The organism is Maribacter sp. 1_2014MBL_MicDiv (genome assembly GCF_001865655.1).
Classification (GTDB): Bacteria; Bacteroidota; Bacteroidia; order Flavobacteriales; family Flavobacteriaceae; genus Maribacter; species Maribacter dokdonensis.
This window is the reverse complement of record NZ_CP011318.1, coordinates 1,739,303-1,762,557: the sequence shown is the minus strand read 5'-3', so window position 1 is coordinate 1,762,557 and position 23,255 is coordinate 1,739,303. Positions and strand designations below refer to the sequence as shown.

Below are 23,255 nucleotides of genomic sequence, written 5' to 3'. Positions count from 1 at the left end.
TATTAACAAAATCAATTTCCTATTTTTTTTAATGCATTTAATAGATTAAATGGTGCATTTAAACGATTTTTAATTCCTTGCCTACCTCTGTGAATGCGGTAATGGCAGCGTCTAAATGCTCTTTTGAATGCGCGGCTGAAAGTTGTACCCTAATACGAGCTTTGTCTTTTGGTACAACAGGGTAGAAAAACCCGATAACATAAATGCCTTTTTCCAAAAGCTTATTTGCCATTTCTTGAGATAGTTTGGCATCATATAACATTACCGGTACAATGGCAGAATCGCCATCAACAATGTCGAAACCAGCCGCTATCATGCCTTTTTTGAAGTATGCAGTATTTTCTTGCAACTTATCTCTTAAAGAAGTGTCGTTCTCCAACATATCAAATACCTTTATAGAGGCACCTACAATGGCCGGTGCCAAGGAGTTTGAAAATAGGTAAGGTCTAGAGCGTTGTCTCAATAACGTAATGATTTCCTTTTTTCCTGTAGTATAACCGCCCATGGCACCACCTAAGGCTTTGCCCAGCGTGCCGGTTATAATATCAATTCTACCCATTACCCCTTTTTCTTCTAAGGTGCCTCTTCCTTTTTCGCCTATAAAACCGGCTGCATGGCATTCGTCTATCATCACCAAGGCATCGTACTTATCGGCTAGATCACATATTTGGTCCAGCGGGGCAACAATGCCATCCATGGAGAATACACCGTCCGTAACAATAATCTTAAAACGTGCCCCGTCTTCGTTTGCCTTAATAAGTTGTGCTTCTAGATCTGCCATATCACTATTGGCATATCTATAACGTTTTGCTTTACATAAACGAACACCATCTATGATTGAGGCATGGTTCAATGAATCTGATATGATAGCATCTTCTGCGGTAAGCAAAGGTTCAAATACGCCTCCGTTGGCATCAAATGCAGCAGCATATAAAATAGTGTCTTCGGTACCATAGAAATGAGCTATTTTTTGCTCCAATTCTTTATGGATGTCTTGTGTGCCGCAAATGAACCTTACAGATGACATACCAAAGCCATGGGTATCCATAGCATCTTTTGCCGCTTGTATAACCTCTGGATGTGATGATAACCCTAAATAGTTATTGGCGCAAAAATTAATGACCTCTTGCCCGGTATTTATTTTAATGACGGCATCTTGTGGAGAAACAATAATTCTTTCCTCTTTAAAAAGTCCGTCCTTTTTAATCGTTTCAATTTCTTGCTGTAAATGTTCTTTGATTTTTCCGTACATATTCCTTCTATATATAATCTAGTTCTATTTCAGTATTAATATACACAATGATTTTGTGATCAATGGTGTAGCCCATATTTGAAAAACTTTGGGCATAGGCGTTCACCTGTTGGTGATAGTACTTATTGCGTTCACCGGTTTTATAATCTATAATGGTTGCATGGTTATCTTTAAGCACGACCCTATCTGGTCTTTGGGTAGAACCGTCTGACATTAAAAGATCTCTTTCGTTCAGCACCTCAAAATCTTGACTGTAAAATTGCGATAAATCTTTATGATAGATGACCTTTTTTACAACTTCCTTTATCTCATTGACTTCTTGTTCCTTGATCAGACCTTTTTGTAATGCCAGTTGCATGGCTCTTTCCAGGTCTTTTGCGGTATGGATGGCACCCAGTATAAAATGTATAACGTTACCTTGATTGATGGCAATATCTAAACCTTCATCCCAAAGGGTTCCTGCCAGGGCCAGTATTTTAAAATCTGCCCTGTCTTTATTGGTATATATATAAGGTATGGTCAGAGGATCGTTATCCATTTCTTTTTTGGCTTGGTTAAGTGGGAACTCACCAAAATGGTAATCTAATTTATCTTGTTGGTACGCACCAATGCTTTTTAGGAAATGAATGAAAAGCCCAGAGTAGTAATTGGTATTGTGTTCCCCTTTCTTATCAAGTTTGTTTTCGCTAATTATGAAAATTGCTTTTACGGCTCTGGTTAAAACAACATATAAAAGGTTGAACGCATCTAACTGTAATTTTTGGTGATCAAGGGAATACAACAAGGCTTCGGTTTCTCCGTATTCTTGAACTTCCTGTTTCTTATTGATCAGTATTTCAGAAAAGCCAAGAAACTCATCTTTATCAACCGGCAGCCATAATTTAGGGTCTATTTCTTCAAATATGTTTGAATTTGCATAGGGGAAAATGACCACTGGAAACTCCAGACCTTTAGATTTGTGAATGGTCATTATCTGCACAGATTCAATATTTTCTGGTGTGCTAATGCTTGCTGAATATCCTTTTTTGTCCCAGTAATCTAAAAAAGACTGCATATCTGAGCCAAATTTTTGCTCTACATCAAAAACAAGATCCATAAAAGCAGTCAAGTGAGCATCTGAAGTAGGTATAAGGTCAAAGGTTTTGATGGCATATGACAATCCATCATAAACAGATGTTTGTCTTAATCTAGAAGAATCAAAGCCGTAAACGTTTAGGAAATGGTTGTTTAGATTATCTAGGTTCTCATAAATATAAGCGTGTTTGTCAGCTTTGTTTTCAGAAAGGAAATGAAGTAATTCATATTGAATTTCCAATTCCGTGGGTTGTACCAAGTGCCTAATTAGCTGTACAAGAAAAATAACCTTTTTGCTCTCGCTCAACAATAAGGAGTCTGAGGAAACTACCGGTATATTATGCTGCATCAACTGATCTGCAAGCAATAGACCGTGTTTCTTTTTTCTGATAATAATGCAGATATCACTATAGGTATAACCTTGTTCTATACATTTTTGAATGGTCGCTAAAGTGGTTTCGGCATAAAGCTCATCGTCATCCTCTTCCAAAAGAGATATATGAACATAGCCACCTTCTTTATGGTTGATTTCCTGTTGGTTGCCTATTTTAAAAAATTCTTGATAAACCTCATTTTCCAAAAAAGGACTCACACTTTGAAAGAAGTTGTTGTTGAAGTTAATGACTTCCGCGTGACTTCTATAATTCTTTGGTAACGTAACCAAATCAGATGGTACGGTAAAAGGATGTGTTTTATGGGTCGCCAATTCTAAAAATTGTTCGGCCTTACCGCCACGCCATCTGTAGATGGCTTGTTTGGGATCACCCACAAGAAATAGAGAACCCGTATTGCCTAACTCATCTTGGCCTTCCATGGCATTCCCTATGAGAGGTATAAGGTTTTCCCATTGCATTTGCGAGGTATCTTGAAATTCATCAATAAAATAATGGCGGTATTTTTCTCCCAAGCGTTCATAAATAAAAGGGGCAGGTTGATCCTTTACTTCATTTGCAATTAATGTGTTAAAATCAGATATGGATAACTGATCCTTTTCTTCTTGAATGATTTTTAGTTCTTTTTGAATAGCGTTCAAGAGCGCAAAAGGAACAATGTTTCTGTTAATGTTGGCAAACAGCCCTCTTTTGTAAATAAGTTGCTTTATAGTTTGATAATAAACTAAAAGTTGAGGTGCTAAATCAATAGGGGCATTTTTTACCGTGGCTTTTAGAATTTTACCTTCAATTAAATTGTCTTCTAGTTTATTGTTGTAAAGTTGAGTAGGTGAATAGTTGCCGGCAATTATTTTTTTAAAATGATTGGGTAAGGTTTCCCTTGGAAAATCTTTAAAATCCAATCCGGCATTGGTAATGAGTTCAAGACAAGCGGTTGCAAGTTCCTCAACTTTTTTTTCTATATCCTTAGTTTGTTTTTTAAGGTGGTTTTGAAGTTTTAAAAAATCACCTAGCTCAATAGCATTTAAGCTCTTTAAATGTGCAGCATTATTTTCGTCGAAAATTAATTTTCCGATTTTTAAAAGGTCAAAACCAATGTCCCAACTTCTATCGTCCTCTATTTTTTCTAGCGCAAAATCTAAAAGAACCTTGGTAAATTCAGGGTCTTCACCAGCTTTGCCTATGACGCGCTCTACGGCTTCTTGTAAAAGCAGATCCACATCTAGAACCACTTCAAAATTTTGTGGAATCTTTAAATCCTTGGCGAATGTTCTAATAAGCCTATGGGTAAACTTATCTATGGTAGAAATATCAAAGAAGGCATAGTTGTGCAAAATTTGCTTTAAACGCAGTTTGCTCAAAGCGGGCAATTCCTCAAAAGTATAATCGGTCTCATTCAGTATATCTTTGAACAATGGAGCTGCATGGTCCATAGAAGTCGTTTTTGAAAACTCAAAAAGACTGTTGAGAATACGATGTTTCATTTCATTTACCGCCTTATTGGTAAAAGTGATCGCTAATATTTTTCTGAAATTTTGAGGAGAAGCCAGTATAATCTTCAAGTACACCTTGGCAAGCGCATACGTTTTGCCTGATCCAGCAGAAGCATTATATATGGTAAACGGATTATTAGACACTGATTTTTACTGCAAATTAAGGATTACTGTACAGTTCTTAACAAATTATTACGTGAATATAAATGTTAAAATCCGTAACTTTGAAATACAATTAATATAAATCTAAAAACACATAAATTATGGCTTTTGAATTACCAAAATTGCCTTATGCATATGATGCTCTTGAGCCTCATATTGATGCAAGGACGATGGAAATACATCATACAAAACATCATAACGGATATACAACTAAGTTAAATGCCGCTATTGAAGGTACAGATCTTGAAGGAAAATCTATTGAAGATATCTTAACAGGTTTGGATATGAGTAATGGTGCGGTTAGAAACAACGGAGGTGGTTTTTATAACCACTCATTATTCTGGACTATATTATCACCAAACGGTGGTGGTAAGCCTAGTGGAGAATTAGCATCTGCTATTGATAGTGCTTTTGGTTCTTTTGAAGAGTTTAAAAGCAAGTTTACTGCTGCTGCAGGTACTAGATTTGGTTCTGGTTGGGCATGGTTATGTGTTCATGAAGGTGGTAAAGTAGAAGTTTGTTCTACACCAAATCAAGACAATCCGTTAATGCCAGGAGTAGAATGTGGTGGGCAACCTATCTTAGGATTAGATGTATGGGAGCATGCATATTACCTTAATTATCAAAATAAGAGACCAGATTATATTGAAGCGTTTTTTAATATTATCAACTGGGATGAAGTATCTAAACTTTATGCTAGTAACAAATAAGGAAAGGTAAAGTAAATCCTAACTAACTTGTAGGAAACCACTTATGAAAATTTCATAGGTGGTTTTTTTGTTTTTAAAATAGAAAAGGGCGGAGAAGTCTCCACCCTTTTCGTCCCAAATCTTACCATAAACTTAACCTACTTATGCTATGGCGATACTAAATTACTGGTATTGAGTAAATAAAAAAAGGAATTTTAAGAAAAAAATTCACTTTTATTTATGTCGTGTTACATTTCTCTTAGTGAATTATGATAGATAACAGCCTGAAAGTAAACTAGGTTGCATTAAAATAAAAAGACGGAGCATAGCCCCGTCTTTTCCCCAAATCTTACCATGAACTTAACCTACTTATGCTATGGTTCTGTAAATATAAATGATGTTACTGTGGTTGGGCAAGCTAATCGATGTACGTCGTAAACCTAGGTTGTACTACTATTTTAGATGAAAATGATACTTAGGTAACGAGAGCTTTGATGAAATAGGGTCAAAAAATAAAAAGACGGAGCATTGCTCCGCCTTTTTCCCCAAATCTTACCATGAACTTAACCTACTTATGCTATGGTTCTGTAAATGTAATATGCTTAACTACAATTGAAAATAGTACTAGTTAAACGTACCGTTAAAACGTTAAAGGGGGCTTTGTGAAGAATTGGATTACAAAATAACAATCTGTAATCTGTATAAAATAAAAAAGGCGGAGAAGTCTCCACCTTTTTTGCCCCAAATCTTACCATGAACTTAACCTACTTATGCTATGGTAGCTTTAAAAGTAAACAGGGTTAAGTCAAAACGACTATTCAGTCGTTAAAATGCTATATTCGTCGATGAAATACATAAAAAGTGTGCATTTCATCGAATTATTATTTAATAAGCGCGTTCGTTGTTTCCTTCGTAGAAGTTGATGAACGCTCTATTTACAACTCTATTTCCACCAGGCGTTGGGTAGTTGCCGGTAAAATACCAATCACCTAAATTCTTAGGGCAAGCCTCATGTAAGCTAGATATGGTTTGATATATTATGGAAACTTCTGCATTGATATCATCTGGACTCAACAGCTCTCCGATCTTTTTAGAAATTTCTTTTGCTGTGAATGGTGCATAGAAATCCTTTACATAGTTAATGACATCTTGATCACGGCTCTCTACTTGTGTTAAGCATTTTTTGTAAATTTCCTCTACAATATGCATGGAGTTGTTATCCTCGTGCAACGCCAAGGCTGCTTTAAAGGCAATAAAATCTTCAAGCTTTGCCATATCTATACCATAACAATCTGGGTAGCGGATCTGTGGTGCAGATGATACAACTATTATTTTCTTTGGAGATAACCTGTCCAAAATTCTAAGAATACTCTTTTTTAAGGTAGTACCCCTTACAATACTATCATCTATAATAACAAGGTTGTCTCCTTTTTTTACAGAACCATAAGAAATGTCATATACATGTGCCACTAGGTCATCTCTACTGCTATCTTGCGTAATAAAGGTTCTTAGCTTGGCATCTTTAATAGCTACTTTTTCAATTCTTGGACGTACCTCTAGTATTTCATGAAGTTGCTCGCCGGTTATTGCAGGACCTAATGCAAGTATTTGTTCTTCTTTTTTCTGGTTCAAATAGTTTTGAGCCTCTTTTACCATACCGTAAAAAGAAGTTTCTGCAGTATTCGGTATATAAGAGAATACAGTGTTTTTGATATCTTCATTTATAGATTCCAATATCTGTGGAAATACCAATTTACCTAAAGCTTTACGTTCTTGATAAATCTCCTTATCGCTACCTCTAGAAAAATAAATACGTTCAAAAGAACATGCTTTACGTTCTTTAGGTTCCTGAATTTGGTGAATGGCGCTAGTACCGTTCTTTTTAATGATAATGGCGGCACCAGGGTCAAGTTCTTTTACCTCGTCATAAGGTACGTTGAATACCGTTTGTATAGCAGGTCTTTCTGAGGCAACTACAACAACTTCATCATCCCTGTAGTAATAAGCCGGTCTAATGCCACTAGGATCCCGTAGGACAAAAGCATCACCATGGCCTAACAAACCTGCCATGGCATAACCACCATCAAAATTCTTGGCGGCTCTTTTTAATATCTTGTACACCTTTAAACGTTCTGCAATAATAGGCGAAGCTTGTTGTTTGGTGTATCCTTCTTTTTTTATCTGCTTATATAGTTTAGCAACGGCATCATCAAGAAAATGACCTATTTTTTCCATTACCGTAACGGTATCTGCCATCTCTTTAGGATGCTGGCCAAGTTGAACCAGGTTGTCAAAAAGCTCATGAACATTGGTCATATTAAAATTACCGGCAACAATTAAGTTACGGTGCATCCAGTTGTTCTGTCTTAAGAAAGGATGAACACTCTCAATGCTGTTTTTGCCAAAGGTACCGTAACGCACATGACCTAAAAGGAGTTCACCTATATAAGGTATATTCTTTTTTTGCAAGGCAACATTATGCTCATACTCCGGATGCTCTTTCATCTCGGTATTGATACGCTCATTTATTTGTGCAAAAATGTCCTGTATAGGCTGTTGCTGGCAAGAACGAACACGGCTCATGTAACGTTCACCTGCCTTAACATCTAATTTAATGCTGGCAAAACCTGCACCGTCTTGACCACGGTTATGTTGTTTTTCCATCATTAAGTACATTTTATTTACACCATAAAATGCTGTTCCATACTTTTCCTTGTAATACTCTAAAGGTTTTAATAACCGTATTACAGAAATACCACACTCATGCTTAATTGCGTCACTCATTGTTTTTGGTATTAAAAAAACCCCAAAATATTTTGGGGCTAGGGGATTATTGTAATTCTATGTCAAACTGGGTCAATTTCTTAAACTGATGCAGTCTTTCTCTAATTTCTTTTCGGTCTAACTGTAACATTCTTTCCGCTCCAAATTTCTCTACACTAAAGGATGCCAGATTAGAACCGTGTATAATTGCCTTCTTCATATTCTCAAAAGAGCTATCTCCGCTTGCTGCCAAATAGCCTGAAAAACCACCGGCAAAGGTATCTCCGGCACCAGTAGGATCAAATACTTCTTCTAAAGGTAGCGCGGGTGCAAAAAAGATCTGGTCTTCATTGAACAAAAGTGCGCCATGCTCTCCTTTTTTGATCACTACATACTTAGGCCCCATGGTAAAAATCTTTTGCGCTGCCTTAACAAGTGAATATTCACCGGTTAATTGTCTTGCCTCTTCATCATTAATAGTTATTACATCTATATGTTTAATAACGTTCATTAAATCATCTAAAGCATTGTCCATCCAAAAATTCATGGTATCCAATACTATTAACTTTGGTCGCTTTTTCATCTGGTTGATTACACCCATTTGAACAATTGGGTGAAGATTACCAAGCATAACCACATCTGCATCGTTATAACTTTCCGGTACAACAGGATTAAAATCCTCTAAAGTATTTAACTCCGTTACTAAGGTGTCTCTGGTATTTAGGTCGTTGTGGTATTTTCCTTTCCAGTAAAAGGTTTTACCGCCTTCAACAATTTCCAAGGCAGAAATGTCAATACCGCGATCGGTTAAAAGGTCTAAATATTCTTTAGGCATGTCATCACCTACAATAGAAATGATAGCAGAATCAACATCAAATTGAGATGCCGCTAAGCCAATATAGGTAGCTGCGCCACCCAATATTTTATCCGTTTTACCAAAAGGAGTTTCTATTGCATCAAAAGCGACAGTACCTACTATTAAAAGCTTGCCCATAAATGTGAAAAAATTTAAGCTGCAAATATACGATTTTGATAAGCTAATTAAAACGGTTTATCGAATACAAATTGTAATAGTTATCAAAGGCGAATTGTTGATATAAATTACCATTTATTTCCTACCGAAATCTGCAGGAATTTCTCCCCAAGCTTTCGTTTCCCATTTGACGACAACGGTTTTGTATTCATTCTTGTTCAGCCAATCTACCGCTCTATCAATAAATTCAAAAAGTGTTTTGTTCTTTGCGTTAGGAGTAAGTTTGGTGTTGCACTTTTTTTTACGCACCCAGCTCATGGCCGTTCTAGAATCTGTATAAATGATACGGTCGCTATTATGTTTTTTCAGAAAAGCTAAACCATGGACAATGGCTAAAAATTCACCAATATTATTGGTTCCATTAGGAAAAGGACCTTGTTTAAATAATTTTTTACCAGTTTTGGTATCAACCCCTTGGTATTCCATAATACCGGGATTGCCACTAGAAGCAGCATCAACAGAAATGGAGTGATAATTTGGTAGCCCAATTCTTTCTAATTCTGCTTTGGATAAAGTAAGTGCAGTTTTTTTCTTTCCCTTGAAATCTGCGTAAGTGCCATTATATGCTTTTTTGGCTACCTCAAAAGATTCAAATGACTTGTATTCGGCACCGGCATGGCCGTCAATGGATTTTTTACATTCTTTCCATGTTTCATAAATACCCGGCTTTTTGCCTTTCCAAACAACATAAAACTTTTTCTTTTTGCCCATTACTGCTTAGATAATAATTCGTCTATGACCTTTGGAAAAAATTCATATTCCAACAGATGTACTTTTGATGCGATATCCTCGGGCGAATCTTTTGGGTTCACTACAGTTTTTACTTGTTGTATAATAGCGCCTTCATCATAATGTGCATTTACGTAATGAATGGTAATACCGGTTTCAGTCTCTTTAGCTTCTTTTACGGCATTATGAACATGCATACCGTACATACCTTTACCGCCGTATTTTGGTAGTAGGGCAGGATGTATATTTATAATTTTATTGGGGAAGGCATTGGTAATGGCTTCGGGTATTTTCCATAGAAAGCCGGCCAACACTACTAGGTCGGGTTCTAATGATCGTAGCATATCTAGAATAAAATTACTCTTTGAAAATGCTTGTCTATTAAAAAACAAGGCGTTGATTCCAAGTCTGTTACAACGTTCAATGACTTTGGCATCGCTTTTGTTAGTAAGTACGCAGCATATAGTAACATCTTTGCGAAGCTTAAAATAATTGGCAATGTTTTCAACATTAGATCCAGAACCTGAGGCAAAAAGTATAATTTTCTTGGTTTTCAATAGAAAGGGTCTTTATAAGATAACGAACAATGAAATTAAGTTTGGCAAATAAAGCAAATTTAAAGCTTGTCAGAATTTAGAAAAAAACGATTAACTAGTATAGTTCTAATACCTCACTACTTTTCAATACCTTTTATCAACGTTACCGAAACAAAATATTAATACGGTAAAATTACAGCACATGTCTTTAATTTTATTAAATTACCATACATTTTAACGACAATTAGTGTAATTAAACCAAAGTTTTTTATTTTTGCCTTCAATTTAAATTTTTAAAACAAATATTATTATGTCAGACATTGCATCAAGAGTTAAAGCTATCATCGTTGATAAATTAGGAGTTGATGAGAACGAAGTGGTAACCGAGGCTAGCTTTACCAACGATTTAGGCGCAGATTCATTAGACACGGTAGAGTTGATAATGGAGTTCGAAAAAGAATTTGATATTCAAATTCCAGACGATCAAGCTGAGAATATCGCAACTGTTGGTCAAGCCATCAGCTATATAGAAGAAGCTAAGTAAAACATGTTTTCTTAAATAGAATTCAAATTATCCATGTGGTAAATGCTCCGCATGGATAATTTTTTTTAATTTACGCTTGGTTTAGATTTAAACAAATACAAAGTTAAATGCAGTTAAAGCGAGTTGTAGTTACAGGTTTGGGGGCACTTACCCCAATTGGTAATAATATTGAAGAGTATTGGGATGCTTTGGTAAACGGTAAAAGTGGATCAGCGCCCATTACTTATTACGATACAGAAAAATTCAAAGTAAAATTCGCTTGTGAGCTTAAGAATTACAAGACAGAAGATCACTTTGATAGAAAAGAAGGCCGTAAGCTGGATAGATTTGCGCAGTACGCACTTGTATCTTCAGATGAAGCTATTCGTGATTCTAAATTAGATTTAGAGAAATTAGACAAATTTCGCGTAGGCGTTATTTGGGGAGCGGGTATTGGAGGTTTGGAAACTTTTCAGAACGAGGTAATGAATTTTGCCAACGGAGACGGTACACCAAGATTCAATCCGTTCTTTATTCCAAAAATGATAGCTGATATTGCCCCGGGGAACATATCCATTAAGCATGGTTTTATGGGACCTAATTACACTACCGTTTCCGCTTGTGCATCATCGGCAAATGCAATGATCGATGCCTTGAACTATATACGATTGGGTCATTGCGATGTCATTGTAACAGGTGGTAGTGAAGCGGCAGTAACTATTGCAGGTATGGGTGGTTTTGGCGCAATGCACGCATTATCAACAAGAAACGATAGTCCTGAAACAGCTTCAAGACCTTTTGATGCAACCAGGGATGGTTTCGTTCTAGGTGAAGGTGCAGGAGCCTTGGTTCTTGAAGAGTATGAGCATGCCGTTGCCAGAGGAGCAAAAATCTATGCAGAAGTTGCCGGTGGAGGTATGTCAAGTGATGCTTACCATATGACCGCACCGCATCCAGATGGTATAGGGGTGGTTAGGGTAATGGAAAATTGTCTAAGGGATGCAGGCTTGTCCATAGAAGATGTAGACGCTATAAACACTCACGGTACATCTACCCCTTTGGGAGATGTGGCAGAGTTAAAAGCGATTACTCAAGTATTTGGGGAGCATGCTAAAGACATAAACATTAACTCTACCAAGTCAATGACCGGTCATTTGTTAGGTGCTGCGGGCGCTATTGAAGCAATTGCTTCAATATTGGCCATGGAGCATGGTATGGTACCACCTACCATAAACCATACTACGGTAGATGAGAATATAGATCCTAGTTTAAACTTAACGTTGAACAAGGCACAAAAACGAGATGTTAAAGTTGCAATGAGCAATACATTTGGTTTTGGTGGGCATAATGCATGTGTAGTTTTTAAGAAAATTGATTAATTTTTTATATGCCTTTTCCCACGAACTTATTTAATTCCCATCCTAAAGAGGATGGGGATTTTTTTTGGGGAATTACCAAAATTTTAGGTTTCAAACCTAAAACCTTATCTATTTATAAAAAGGCCTTTCTTCATAGGTCAATGAACAAAAAGGATGATAAGGGTAATGCAATGAATTATGAGCGCCTAGAGTTTTTGGGAGATTCAATGCTAGGTACCATAATATCTAAACATTTATACAGCGAGGTACCTGCAGGGGATGAAGGCTACCTTACTAAAATGCGATCTAAAATAGTAAGTAGAGAGCATTTAAATGAGTTGGGTAAAGACTTGGGATTAATAGATTTTGTACAGAGTAGAATACCTAAATCCCATTTTGGACAGAACATACACGGCAATGTTTTTGAAGCATTGGTAGGTGCCATTTATTTAGATCGCGGTTATAAATACTGTGAAAAGTTCATTCAAAAAAGGGTGGTAGAACCTTACGTAGATATAGAACAGTTAGAAGGCCGGGTCATTAGTTATAAGAGTTTGGTGATCGAATGGTGTCAGAAACAAAAGAAGTCTTTTGATTTTGATGTTTATGAAGATACAGGAAATGATCCTTTAAAACATTTTGCCGTTAAACTCTCCATTGGGGGAGATGTAGTTGCAAAAGCAAGAGCCACCTCAAAGAAAAAAGCGGAAGAAAGAGCAGCTAAAAGGGCATTTTTTGCACTGCAGGATAAAATGGATAGCTGATCATTTTACCAAAAGGTAAAATGCTAACATTTTAATAACTTTTAGAGTGTTTTTATCAATTTATGAAACTAGGCATTATAGCTTAGAAGTTCTATATTTACCCTTTTGTTGAGTTATGGCTGCAACTATTAAAATAAATGATGATTTTTACGATGAATCCTTTAGCCTTATAGCTTTACACACTACCTTGGAAGATTTTGCTTTGGCCTACGGTTTAAACCAAAGTATGAAGGCAAAATTTGTAAGGGCAAAAAAGAATTTTAATCTTGCTGAAAATAAATCGTTTCCAATCTTTGAATGGGAAGACGAGTATAATGATATGTACTGGGTGTTGATCGCCAACCATAGCAGTGAAAAAGAAAGCATTGTACATGACGATTTGTTTAAGAACGAAACAACATTTAAGACGCCAAGGTTACTTCCTGAGTATAAAGATGTTGATTATCTTCTGAAGATTGAAACGGATAAGGATTTAGATATAAATTCTATTATTAAGAACATACAATCGTTGCCAAGAATTATGGCAGCGTATGAAATAAGTACAGAGAAACTAAAATCAAAGAACAATCTAATTTTTAAAATATGCCAACTGTAAAAAAGACGAAAATTGTAGCGACCCTGGGTCCTGCAACTAGCAAGAAAGAGGTGCTCAGGAGCATGATTGATGCTGGAGTAGATGTATTCAGGATAAACTTTTCACATGCTGATTATGAAGATGTTAAGGAGCGTGTAAATATGATACGTGAGTTAAATGCCGAAATGGAAACCAACACTTCTATTTTAGCGGATTTACAAGGCCCTAAATTGCGTGTAGGCGTAATGGCAGGTGACGTTGTAGTGAGCCCTGGTGATGAGATAACATTTGTAACAGGTGAGCCTTTTGAAGGTAGTGCGGAACGTGTTTACATGAATTACAAGGAGTTTCCTAGAGATGTTAAAGCTGGGGAGCGTATTTTATTGGATGACGGTAAATTAATGTTCGAGGTTGTAAAGACCAATGGTGAAGACGAAGTTTTGGCCAAAGTAATTCAAGGCGGACCTTTAAAATCCAAGAAAGGGGTAAACTTGCCCAATACCAATATTTCTTTACCTGCACTTACCAAAAAAGATATTAAGGATGCGGAATTTGCAATTTCATTGGAAGTAGATTGGATCGCACTTTCTTTTGTGAGATTCAGTCAAGACCTTATTGATCTTCAGAATATCATCAACAAACATTCTGATCATAAAATTCCGATTATTGCAAAAATAGAAAAGCCGGAAGCTGTTGAGAATATAGATAAGATCGTTGCATACTGTGACGGTTTAATGGTTGCTCGTGGAGATTTAGGTGTTGAAGTTCCTGCACAAGAGGTTCCATTAATTCAAAAGCAATTGGTGTTGCGTGCTAAAAAGGCCAGAATACCTGTAATTATAGCCACTCAAATGATGGAAACTATGATTACAAGTCTTACACCAACAAGAGCAGAGGTAAATGACGTTGCCAACTCGGTAATGGATGGTGCAGATGCGGTAATGTTATCTGGAGAAACATCGGTTGGTAATTACCCGGTACAGGTAATTGAAAAGATGTCTAGCATTTTAGAGAGCGTTGAAGGTTCAGATTTAATTCAGGTACCACAAAATCCTCCACACATTCGTACTAAAAGATTTATCACAAAATCTATATGCTATCATGCAGCCTTAATGGCCAATGATATCAAGGCTAAAGCAATTTCTACATTGACCAATAGTGGATATACCGCTTTTCAGATTTCTGCATGGAGACCTAGTGCTTACATTTTAGTATTTACTTCCAATAAGAGAATTTTAACGCAACTGAATCTATTGTGGGGTGTTAAAGCATTCTATTATGATAAATTCGTATCAACGGATGATACCATAGAAGATGTTAACCACATTGCTTTTAATAAAGGGCATTTACAGGTTGGAGATATGGTAATTAGTCTTGCGGCCATGCCTATTAAAGAAAAAGGAATGGTAAATACCTTAAGGGTTACTGAAATTGAATCCAAGGATATTTAATGAATCCATTTTCATAATAAAAAAGGACCGCTAACTAGCGGTCCTTTTTTTATGCTTTTTGTTTATGTGTTAAGCAACTTCTTTTTCAAAGGCTATAAAATTAACCACCTTGCCATTATGGTCAAAAACGGGTTCTCCTTGTATTTTACAATTGTAGGTAGTACCGTCTTTTCTGTAATTGACAACAGTAACTTCAAAAGGATTTTTTTCTTTTACTGCTTTTGAAACTATTTTTAATGTAGAATTAGAAGTTAAGTCGCCTTGAAACATTTTAGGGTTCTTACCTACTATTTCTTCAGGTCTATATTGGCTCATGTTCCACATGTTCTTTGTGGCAAAAACAATGTTTAGGTGAGTATCTGTTACAACAATAATGTTTTTCTCTGTTCTTAATTTTCTATCTATAATGCTTGTATCAATATTCCAAGAATTAGTAGAAACTAAAGATAACAATGAGTTATAATCTTCATCAAGGTTTTTGATCTCCTCATAATTAGAGGCATAAAAATCCCAAGAAAGAATAGGTAACATGGTGAATTTTAAGCTATTTCTAAACTTGATATGTGCATTATCATAATCTCTTAATTCCATCATCTTGTATAGTTTAGATTAAAAATATCTATATTTTTTCATGGTTTTTGGAAGTTAAAGCTATGAAAAATACTTGCTACGGGAATAACTTTAATAATGGTTTACTATAAATGTTTAAGTAATCCTTCATAATTGGGCAATAGATCTTTAAAAGGTTGAACAACCCATGGTCAAAATTTGTTGAAAATTGGTGGTTTTATAGAAATCCCCAATAGTGTGTTTTCACTTTTGGGGACTTATATGCTAAGTTTTCAACAAGAGTATTGCTAGTTCCACCCGCCACCAAGAGCTTGGTATACATTTATTTTTGCAAGTAACTGATCTTTTTTGGTTTCGATCAATTCCATTTTAGATTCCAATGCTTCACGTTGTGTCAACAATACTTCAATATATTCTATCCTTGCAGATTGAAACAGCCGAGTAGACAAATCGATCGAAGCGATCAAAGCTTCTACTTGGTTCTCTTTCAGCATATAACTCTGCTTAAGATTTTCAATTTTAGAAAGCATATTTACAACTTCAATATAACCGCCTAAAACAGCTTTTTCATATTCGTAGACTGCCTGTATTTGTTTGGAATTTGCTGTATTGTAATCTGCTTTAATGGCATTTCTATTGATCAAAGGACCTACAATATCTCCAACGGCGCTATAAATCAAAGATTCTGGGGTATTTGTCAGGTATTTTGGTTTAAATGCCTGTAGTCCAACGCCAGCCTTCAATCCTATTGAAGGATAAAAATTTGCCCTAGCAACCTTTATATTCAATTTTGCCGCTTCCAGTTCAAATTCCGCTTGCCTAATATCCGGTCTATTTAAAAGCAACTGTGATGGTATACCGGCATCAATAGTATTTATTGCCGTTGCTATAAAATCATCGGAATTACGGGCAATATGCTGTGGTTGTCTACCTACCAAAAAATTCAGCTTATTTTCCATTTCAACAATTTCTTGGAGAACTTCAAATTTGTGGCTTTTGTTTTTAGCTACTTCTGCCTCAAATCTTTTTACCGCTAATTCGGTAGCTCTAGCTGCTTGCTTTTGTAGCCGAACCATAGTTAGGGCATTACCTTGTAATTCTAGATTTTGCTCAATGATTGTCAATTGATTATCCAATGCGATCAATTCGTAATATGATTGGGCTATTTCCGCAATTAACCTGGTAACCATAAAGTTTTTGCCCTCAATAGTAGATAGGTATTCTAAGGTGGCGGCCTTTTTGGAATTACGTAGTTTTTTCCAAACATCCAATTCCCAGGTAGCAAATAGACCGGCGGAGTAATCTGCTAAAGGCTCAGGAAATTCTTCGCCTTCCCTGATATCCAAGTTTTTTTCAACAGCACCGTTACGGGTATATTCGCCTACTTTTTCTACTTCAGCTCCGGCACCATAATTTATAAAAGGCAAATATTCTCCTTTTCTTGCCTTCACTTCGTTCTGGGCAACATCAATTTGTTGCATCATAATGCGCAACTCTTGGTTATTTGCCAAGGCGGTATCTATCAATGCAATAAGATGCTCATCTTCAAAGAAATGGCTCCATTTTAATTGAGCACTATTTAAAGTATCTACGGGCAAACCATTAAAACTTGAAGGTAAGTCCGTATTTGCCGATTTTAATTGCTTTGTGGGCACACAAGAATAGAAGAGACCCATTAGTATTAAAAATAGCAATAGGATCTTACCATGCTTCATGGTATTGTTTATCTTAATCATTATCTTCTTTTTTGGTTAGTTTTTTAATCATTTGCTTTAATTCGCGAAGCTTTTGGCGTGTTTTACTTTCACCTTCGCTTAGTCTCATAAACTCTTCCGATACGGGTTCGTCCGACTCCCCTTTAATAAGTCCACGACCATCTGCCATTTTTGCGAAAATGTAATACAGGCCAGGGATAATAAGTACACCTATTAGTGTACCCATAAGCATACCGCCCATTGCCGACCCACCAATGGTTCTATTGCCTATTGCCCCTGCGCCATGTGCAATAACCAAAGGAATTAGTCCAGCGATAAAAGCAAAGGAAGTCATTAGAATAGGTCTAAAACGCACCTTTGCACCTTCAATGGCGGCTTCTAGAATAGTGCTCCCCTGTCTTCTTTTTTGAACTGCGAATTCAACGATAAGCACGGCATTTTTACCCAGTAGGCCAACAAGCATAATGAGTCCGATTTGTGCATAAACATCATTTGCTAGTCCCATTGCCTTTAGCATAAAGAAAGACCCAAGAACACCTACCGGTAGTGATAGAATGATGGCGAACGGAAGTAGGAAGCTTTCATACTGGGCCGCCAAAACAAAGTATACGAAGATCAATACCACCATAAAAATGTAGAGCGATTCATTTCCTCTTTGCGCCTCATCATATGAAAGACCTTCCCAAGCCACATCAAAGCCTCTAGGTAAAGTTTGCTCTGCAACTTCGTTAATAGCTTGTATAGCATCACCACTGGTATAACCGCTAGCAGGAAGCCCTCTTATAGAAGCAGAATTGTATAAATTATATCTGGTGATCTCATTTGGTCCCAGTCTCTTTTCCATGGACATAAAGGCGGAATATGGAACCATTTCTCCCTCTTCGTTCTTTACGAACAGTTTTTCTAGATCAGAAGGCAATGCCCTGTATTCAGGAGCAGCTTGGGTGTACACCTTAAAAAATCTACCAAAGCGAATAAAACCTTGTTCATAGGTACTACCAATTAATATATTCAGGTTTTCCATGGCTTTATCTATGGAAACCCCTTTTTGCATGGCAATCTTATTGTTGATTTTTAATTCATATTGGGGGTAATTGGCAGAGTAAAAAGTAAACAGTCCGGTAAGCTCATCCCGTTTAGACAACGCTTCCATAAAATCATTGTTGATTTTTTCAAATTCGTGATAATCGGTTCCGTCCGTTTTATCTAAAAGACGCATGGAGAATCCGCCAGAGGATCCAAAACCGGGTACCGCAGGTGGTTCAAAGTATTCAATTACCGCACCTAGATCTTTGGTTTCCTCCTCTAGCTCTTCCATGATTTCATGAACGGAATGATGACGCTGGCTCCAGGGTTTAAGGTTGATCAACACCGTACCGGCATTTGATCCACGCCCTTCGGTCATGATTTCATAACCAGCCAATGAAGAGGCGGACTCCACACCTTCAGTCTCTTCACAGATTTGCTGTAATTTATGGGCTACATCATTAGTACGTTCTAAGGTAGAACCTGGTGGTGTTTGTATAATGGCATAGATCATACCTTGATCCTCGTTTGGTATAAAACCAGCGGGCAAACTTTTGTTGGTGAAAAATATGGCGACACAAAAAGCACCCAGAATACCAAAGGTCAATACTCTTCTTGCAACAATTTTATTAAGGATGTTACCATACCTGCCCGTAAGTTTTTCAAAACCTCTATTAAACCAATCAATGAATTTATCTACAATTGTTTTTTTACGTTGTTTACCATGGTTGTTTTTAAGAATCATGGCACAGAGAACAGGTGTTAAGGTTAGGGCTACAATAGCCGATAGAATTATTGAGCCTGCCATGGTTATAGAAAACTGACGGTAGAAAACCCCAACAGGTCCCGTCATAAAAGCAATAGGAATGAACACCGAAACCATTACCAAAGTAATGGCTATTATGGCACCCCCTATTTCGTTGACTACTAATTTTACGGCTTCATAAGGTCCCACATGGGTTTCTTCCATTTTGGCATGTACGGCTTCAACCACTACTATAGCATCATCAACCACAATACCAATGGCCAGTACCAATGCAAAAAGGGTAATTAGGTTAATGGAGAGTCCAAATAACTGCATAATAAAAAATGCCCCGATCAAGGAAACGGGTACGGCAATAATGGGAATTAAGGTAGAGCGCCAATCGCCCAAAAAGAGAAATACAACTATGGCAACCAGAATAAACGCATCTCGTAGTGTGTGAATTACCTGTTCTATGGATGCATTTAAAAAGTTGGAAACGTCATAACTAATTTTGTAATCCAGACCCGTGGGAAGGTCTTTTTTAAGCTCGTTCAACTTGGATTTTACTTCATCGATAACATCACTGGCATTACTACCAAAAGTTTGTTTCAATACTATAGATGCTGATGGTTTTCCATCTAGATTAGAGTAGATATCAAAAAATTCGCTACCAAGCTCCACGTCTGCTACATCACCAAGCGTTAAAATTTCGCCTTCGGCGTTTGCCTTAAGAATAATGTCTTTGTATTGTTGAGGTTCATCATACCTATCTTGGTACATGAGAACATATTCCAGGGACTGTGAGGTTTTGCCGGAACTTTGCCCAATTCTACCGGGACGTGCCAAAATACTTTGCTCTTCCATAGCCTCAAGAATTTCTTCGGCAGAAATATTATAGGCACGCATACGATCAGGCTTTAACCATACGCGCATGGCAAACTTACGGCTACCTAAGATCTGTGCACTTGCAATACCATCTATTCTTTGAATTTCAGGAATCATTTTGGTGTATGCATAGTTGTATAGAAACAGCTCGTGATCATCTGCATTGTCACTATACAGGTTTACGTACATAAGCATACTTGGCTGTACTGGAGTAATGATAACACCTTCACGTTGTACCAGTTCTGGTAATAACGGCATTACTTGATCCACCCTTGTTTTGACCCTCACAACTGCTTGATCAGGGTCTGTGCCAGGCTCAAAGATGATACGGATGGTGCCTTCACCGGCACTTGTAGCATCAGAAGCAATATAGCGCATATCTTGTACACCATTAATTGCGGTTTCTAATGGAATAAGCGTTGATTTTACCAGTACGTCTGCACTAGAGCCCGGGTAGGCTATAAAGATATTGACCGTGGTGGGCGCAATATCCGGGAACTGTGAAATAGGTAATTGCTTTATGGAGAGCAACCCTACGAATACTATGATTACCGATATGACGATAGCCAATACCGGTCTTTTTATAAACTTACTGAACATGTTCTTTGTTTTTTGGTTATTCGGCGTAAACGGCCAATTTTGACATTACCTCGGTAGGTTCGGCAAATAGGGTTTCAATCTTTTCATTGTTTTTAACCATTCTGATACCATCTACCAAAATTCTGTCTTTAGGTTGAAGACCTTTGCTGATTACAAAAAGGTGAGGCAATTCAGCGGCAACCGAAATTTCGGTTTGGTGAACAACATTATCATTATCAAGAACAAAGACATAGCGTTTGTCCAATATCTCAAAAGTTGCTTTTTGTGGTATGATCAAAGCGTCATTGAAAGGAATGGTCATGAGTACGCTACCGGTTTCACCGTGTCTTAAAATCTGATCTGGGTTAGGGAAAGTGGCCCTAAAGGCAATGTTACCGGTTTCATTATTGAATTCTCCTTCAATAGTTTCAACAATTCCCTTTTGGTTGAACCTTTTATTGTTGGCCATTAATAGTTGAACCTCTTTTTTAGAGTCTTTGTCCGTACTCATGATATAGTCTAGATACTCAGCCTCTGGTACATTGAAATAGACCCACATTTTAGAATTATCGGATAAGGTGGTAAGTAGTTCTCCCTCGTCTAAAAGGCTACCTTCCCTAACATGTAAATGGTCCATGATACCATCAAAGGGAGCTCGAATATTGGTAAAGCCCAAATGGGTCTGTGCGAGAGAAACTTCTGCGTTGGCCTTATCAAAATTGGCTTTTGCCATGGATAATTCGTTTTCAGAAACCACATTTCCATCAGCTAAAAGCTGGGTGTTTTGTAGTTCTATTTCGGCAACTTTAGCCTCTGCCTTTGCTTTTTGTAAATCTGCTTCATAAATGTTGGGCATTATATTGAACATTTTTTGCCCTTTTTTCACTATCTGTCCTTCGTCTACATGAATTTCGTTCAAATATCCTTTTTCAAGGGCCCTAAGTTCAATGTGTTTAAATGAATGTATTTGACATACATAATCTTTGGTAATAGAAGTGTCTTTTTTAATTGGACTGGTAATTAAGAATTTGGTGTGCTCTTCTTTTTTTTCTTTTTTAGAATTACAGCTTGTCACAATGAACAAAGTGCATGCGGTAGCGATCAGGAGTACGCTCTTGGTCATAAGTATAATATTTAATTGATTGGAAAATAAAATGTGAATATGTGGAGACACGCACAATTCTTAAAGCAGAAGATGATTACATCTTAAAATTGGCTGCTGCTAAAAAAATGTAGACGTGTTTTGGGTCAAATAGAGACTTGACCTGAAGAAATTTTAAATACGAAATACCTGATATAGGACAAAGCGCCTATTTGCTATGGGTAGAAAAGTAAATAGCTTTTGTAGTGTGCTGCTATTTGTAAAATAGCTGAATAAGAATAAAACAGCTAATAAATAAAATGAAGCAGAAGCATGTTGCTGCGCTACATCTTTTTGAAAATGAGATTGTTTACTTTCTTCTTCTTCAATTTCAATGGCCTCAATGGCCATTACCTTTTCTAGGTTGCCAAATGAGTTTTTAAGAACAGTTTTGTGTAAAGCAACCGTTTCTTGGGTATTGCCTATAGCATGTTGAAATTGCTGAATGTTATGAAAAGAGGTATGCTCTATATTGTAGTTACCGTATAGAGGGCTGTATATACCAGTTAGTAGTATACAGATGGAAAGAAGAAATTTTAAAAAACTCTTTTTCATTTAAGGAGCCAAAATTATTCTAGCTATAGTTGCTGTACAACTAAAAGCCGTTAATTTTTGTTAACATTTTCAATTATTGGTCAAAAGGCTAAAAAATGGGGTGAATAATTAAAAATCAAACTTTAATTGCACTAAAATCGATTTATCATCAACTTTTTTAGTTTTCTTATCTTCTGTATTTAAATTGGATAAGGAGATGCCTAATAGTCGAACAGAGTTTTGTAACTCCTCTTGATAGAGAAGGTCTTTAGCCGTTTCTAAAATAAGATCTTTGTCCGCAATAAAATAGGGCATAGTTTTACTTCTGGTGTTTAAAGTGAAATCGCTGTATTTTATTTTTAGCGTAATAGTTTTTCCTGCTACCTTAGATTTCGTTAGTCTTCTTTCTAGTTCTTGAGCAATATGCTCTAACCTTTCCAGCATAAAAATTTCACTGCTGAGGTTTTCGTTGAATGTACGTTCCGCTCCAACAGATTTTGGTATGCGGTGCGGTTTAACTTCACTATTATGAATGCCACGTACTACATGATAATAGTATGGACCGCTTTTGCCAAAATTTTCGGCAAGAAATTCAATGGATTTTGATTTTAAGTCCTTGCCCGTAAAAATGCCCAGCTTATACATTTTTTCTGCAGTAACCTTACCAACGCCATAAAACTTGCGTATATCTAAATTTTCTAAAAACGGAATTACCTCTTCTGGATTAACCGTTTTTTGTCCGTTAGGTTTATTGATATCACTTGCTACTTTGGCTATAAATTTATTGATCGAAATTCCTGCGGATGCATTTAAGCCTGTCTTTTCTAGAATACGTTGTCGGATTTCTGTGGCAAGCATAGTGGCAGAAGGGTTTCCTTTTTTATTTATGGTTACATCTAGGTATGCTTCATCAAGCGACAATGGTTCTACCAAATCTGTGTATTCAAAGAAAATGGCCCGTATTTGTTTTGAGATTTCCTTATAACGATCAAACCGGGGCTTTACAAAAGTAAGGTGAGGACAGTTTTTTCTAGCTTGATATCCGCTCATAGCACTACGCACACCAAATTTACGGGCTTCATAATTTGCTGCCGATACCACGCCTCTTTTCTCACTGCCACCAACGGCCAAGGGCTTGCCCTTTAAATCTGGGTTGTCTAACTCTTCTACGGACGCATAAAAGGCATCCATATCAACATGAATAATTTTTCGAAGAGGCATTTCATTGGGCATAAGCAAATTTAAGACTTATCTTAGTTTATGAATA

18 protein-coding genes are annotated in these 23,255 nt (G+C 36.8%); 6 read left to right on the top strand and 12 right to left on the bottom strand.

What is annotated here, in order from left to right; all coding sequences use genetic code 11:
* Positions 1-58 precede the first annotated feature (58 nt).
* Positions 59-1,252 (bottom strand): glycine C-acetyltransferase, encoded by a 1,194-nt coding sequence (gene kbl, locus YQ22_RS07335; RefSeq protein ID WP_071340663.1) that lies wholly within the window; start codon positions 1,250-1,252, stop codon positions 59-61.
* A gap of 7 nt (positions 1,253-1,259) precedes the next feature.
* Entirely contained in the window at positions 1,260-4,355 is a 3,096-nt protein-coding gene (locus YQ22_RS07330) for a UvrD-helicase domain-containing protein (RefSeq protein WP_071340662.1), read from the bottom strand.
* 119 nt (positions 4,356-4,474) lie between these two features.
* On the opposite strand from YQ22_RS07330, the gene YQ22_RS07325 reads away from it, so the two are divergent.
* Positions 4,475-5,083: a superoxide dismutase gene (locus YQ22_RS07325; RefSeq protein WP_058104735.1), complete on the top strand. Its 609-nt coding sequence runs from the start codon at positions 4,475-4,477 to the stop codon at positions 5,081-5,083.
* A gap of 864 nt (positions 5,084-5,947) precedes the next feature.
* On the opposite strand, the gene YQ22_RS07320 is transcribed toward YQ22_RS07325, so the two are convergent.
* From YQ22_RS07320 to purN, 4 genes are all read right to left on the bottom strand, one after another.
* A complete protein-coding gene (locus YQ22_RS07320; RefSeq protein ID WP_071340661.1) occupies positions 5,948-7,846 on the bottom strand; it encodes an amidophosphoribosyltransferase in 1,899 nt (632 codons plus the stop codon).
* A gap of 46 nt (positions 7,847-7,892) precedes the next feature.
* The gene (locus YQ22_RS07315) at positions 7,893-8,819 is read right to left on the bottom strand and encodes a PfkB family carbohydrate kinase (protein ID WP_058104737.1); all 927 of its coding nucleotides are present in this window, start codon (positions 8,817-8,819) and stop codon (positions 7,893-7,895) included.
* 114 nt (positions 8,820-8,933) lie between these two features.
* Positions 8,934-9,569: a ribonuclease H1 domain-containing protein gene (locus YQ22_RS07310; RefSeq protein WP_071340660.1), complete on the bottom strand. Its 636-nt coding sequence runs from the start codon at positions 9,567-9,569 to the stop codon at positions 8,934-8,936.
* Positions 9,569-10,144 (bottom strand): phosphoribosylglycinamide formyltransferase, encoded by a 576-nt coding sequence (gene purN, locus YQ22_RS07305; protein ID WP_071340659.1) that lies wholly within the window; start codon positions 10,142-10,144, stop codon positions 9,569-9,571. Before purN ends, YQ22_RS07310 begins: the two co-directional genes overlap by 1 nt.
* Positions 10,145-10,433: 289 nt before the next feature.
* Here purN and YQ22_RS07300 point away from each other — a divergent pair, with 289 nt between their 5' ends.
* The 5 genes from YQ22_RS07300 (at position 10,434) to pyk (ending at position 14,793) form a co-directional block, all read left to right on the top strand.
* On the top strand, positions 10,434-10,667 hold the full coding sequence (locus tag YQ22_RS07300) for an acyl carrier protein (RefSeq protein ID WP_008269813.1): 234 nt from the start codon (positions 10,434-10,436) through the stop codon (positions 10,665-10,667).
* Between the two features lie 107 nt (positions 10,668-10,774).
* Positions 10,775-12,025: a beta-ketoacyl-ACP synthase II gene (gene fabF / locus YQ22_RS07295; RefSeq protein WP_058104740.1), complete on the top strand. Its 1,251-nt coding sequence runs from the start codon at positions 10,775-10,777 to the stop codon at positions 12,023-12,025.
* 8 nt (positions 12,026-12,033) lie between these two features.
* The gene (gene rnc, locus YQ22_RS07290; protein ID WP_058104741.1) at positions 12,034-12,768 is read left to right on the top strand and encodes a ribonuclease III; all 735 of its coding nucleotides are present in this window, start codon (positions 12,034-12,036) and stop codon (positions 12,766-12,768) included.
* Between the two features lie 115 nt (positions 12,769-12,883).
* The gene (locus tag YQ22_RS07285; protein WP_071340658.1) at positions 12,884-13,363 is read left to right on the top strand and encodes an IPExxxVDY family protein; all 480 of its coding nucleotides are present in this window, start codon (positions 12,884-12,886) and stop codon (positions 13,361-13,363) included.
* Complete coding sequence (gene pyk / locus YQ22_RS07280; protein WP_058104743.1) at positions 13,351-14,793, top strand: pyruvate kinase; 1,443 nt, start codon at positions 13,351-13,353, stop codon at positions 14,791-14,793. The genes YQ22_RS07285 and pyk overlap by 13 nt, the downstream gene beginning before the upstream one ends.
* A gap of 69 nt (positions 14,794-14,862) precedes the next feature.
* On the opposite strand, the gene YQ22_RS07275 is transcribed toward pyk, so the two are convergent.
* The 6 genes from YQ22_RS07275 to dinB all read right to left on the bottom strand — a co-directional run bounded on the left by YQ22_RS07275 (position 14,863) and on the right by dinB (position 23,221).
* The gene (locus YQ22_RS07275) at positions 14,863-15,387 is read right to left on the bottom strand and encodes a PAS domain-containing protein (protein ID WP_071340657.1); all 525 of its coding nucleotides are present in this window, start codon (positions 15,385-15,387) and stop codon (positions 14,863-14,865) included.
* 263 nt (positions 15,388-15,650) lie between these two features.
* Positions 15,651-17,099, bottom strand: a complete 1,449-nt coding sequence (locus YQ22_RS07270; RefSeq protein ID WP_071340656.1) for a TolC family protein — start codon at positions 17,097-17,099, stop codon at positions 15,651-15,653.
* Positions 17,092-20,334: an efflux RND transporter permease subunit gene (locus YQ22_RS07265; protein ID WP_058104746.1), complete on the bottom strand. Its 3,243-nt coding sequence runs from the start codon at positions 20,332-20,334 to the stop codon at positions 17,092-17,094. The genes YQ22_RS07270 and YQ22_RS07265 overlap by 8 nt, the downstream gene beginning before the upstream one ends.
* Before the next feature lie 16 nt (positions 20,335-20,350).
* Positions 20,351-21,436 (bottom strand): efflux RND transporter periplasmic adaptor subunit, encoded by a 1,086-nt coding sequence (locus YQ22_RS07260; protein WP_071340655.1) that lies wholly within the window; start codon positions 21,434-21,436, stop codon positions 20,351-20,353.
* A gap of 153 nt (positions 21,437-21,589) precedes the next feature.
* On the bottom strand, positions 21,590-22,009 hold the full coding sequence (locus YQ22_RS07255; RefSeq protein WP_071340654.1) for a hypothetical protein: 420 nt from the start codon (positions 22,007-22,009) through the stop codon (positions 21,590-21,592).
* 108 nt (positions 22,010-22,117) lie between these two features.
* The gene (dinB, locus tag YQ22_RS07250) at positions 22,118-23,221 is read right to left on the bottom strand and encodes a DNA polymerase IV (protein ID WP_071340653.1); all 1,104 of its coding nucleotides are present in this window, start codon (positions 23,219-23,221) and stop codon (positions 22,118-22,120) included.
* Positions 23,222-23,255 lie beyond the last annotated feature (34 nt).

What these genes read in the sequence shown, in the direction of transcription:
- fabF (WP_058104740.1), top strand. Translation starts at nt 10,775, where the DNA reads ATGCAGTTAAAGCGAGTTGTAGTTACAGGTTTGGGGGCACTTACCCCA.
- YQ22_RS07325 (WP_058104735.1), top strand. Translation starts at nt 4,475, where the DNA reads ATGGCTTTTGAATTACCAAAATTGCCTTATGCATATGATGCTCTTGAG.
- YQ22_RS07260 (WP_071340655.1), bottom strand. Translation starts at nt 21,436, where the DNA reads ATGACCAAGAGCGTACTCCTGATCGCTACCGCATGCACTTTGTTCATT.
- kbl (WP_071340663.1), bottom strand. Translation starts at nt 1,252, where the DNA reads ATGTACGGAAAAATCAAAGAACATTTACAGCAAGAAATTGAAACGATT.
- YQ22_RS07310 (WP_071340660.1), bottom strand. Translation starts at nt 9,569, where the DNA reads ATGGGCAAAAAGAAAAAGTTTTATGTTGTTTGGAAAGGCAAAAAGCCG.
- YQ22_RS07315 (WP_058104737.1), bottom strand. Translation starts at nt 8,819, where the DNA reads ATGGGCAAGCTTTTAATAGTAGGTACTGTCGCTTTTGATGCAATAGAA.
- YQ22_RS07265 (WP_058104746.1), bottom strand. Translation starts at nt 20,334, where the DNA reads ATGTTCAGTAAGTTTATAAAAAGACCGGTATTGGCTATCGTCATATCG.
- YQ22_RS07255 (WP_071340654.1), bottom strand. Translation starts at nt 22,009, where the DNA reads ATGAAAAAGAGTTTTTTAAAATTTCTTCTTTCCATCTGTATACTACTA.
- YQ22_RS07300 (WP_008269813.1), top strand. Translation starts at nt 10,434, where the DNA reads ATGTCAGACATTGCATCAAGAGTTAAAGCTATCATCGTTGATAAATTA.
- YQ22_RS07320 (WP_071340661.1), bottom strand. Translation starts at nt 7,846, where the DNA reads ATGAGTGACGCAATTAAGCATGAGTGTGGTATTTCTGTAATACGGTTA.
- YQ22_RS07270 (WP_071340656.1), bottom strand. Translation starts at nt 17,099, where the DNA reads ATGATTAAGATAAACAATACCATGAAGCATGGTAAGATCCTATTGCTA.
- YQ22_RS07285 (WP_071340658.1), top strand. Translation starts at nt 12,884, where the DNA reads ATGGCTGCAACTATTAAAATAAATGATGATTTTTACGATGAATCCTTT.
- pyk (WP_058104743.1), top strand. Translation starts at nt 13,351, where the DNA reads ATGCCAACTGTAAAAAAGACGAAAATTGTAGCGACCCTGGGTCCTGCA.
- rnc (WP_058104741.1), top strand. Translation starts at nt 12,034, where the DNA reads ATGCCTTTTCCCACGAACTTATTTAATTCCCATCCTAAAGAGGATGGG.
- YQ22_RS07275 (WP_071340657.1), bottom strand. Translation starts at nt 15,387, where the DNA reads ATGATGGAATTAAGAGATTATGATAATGCACATATCAAGTTTAGAAAT.
- dinB (WP_071340653.1), bottom strand. Translation starts at nt 23,221, where the DNA reads ATGCCCAATGAAATGCCTCTTCGAAAAATTATTCATGTTGATATGGAT.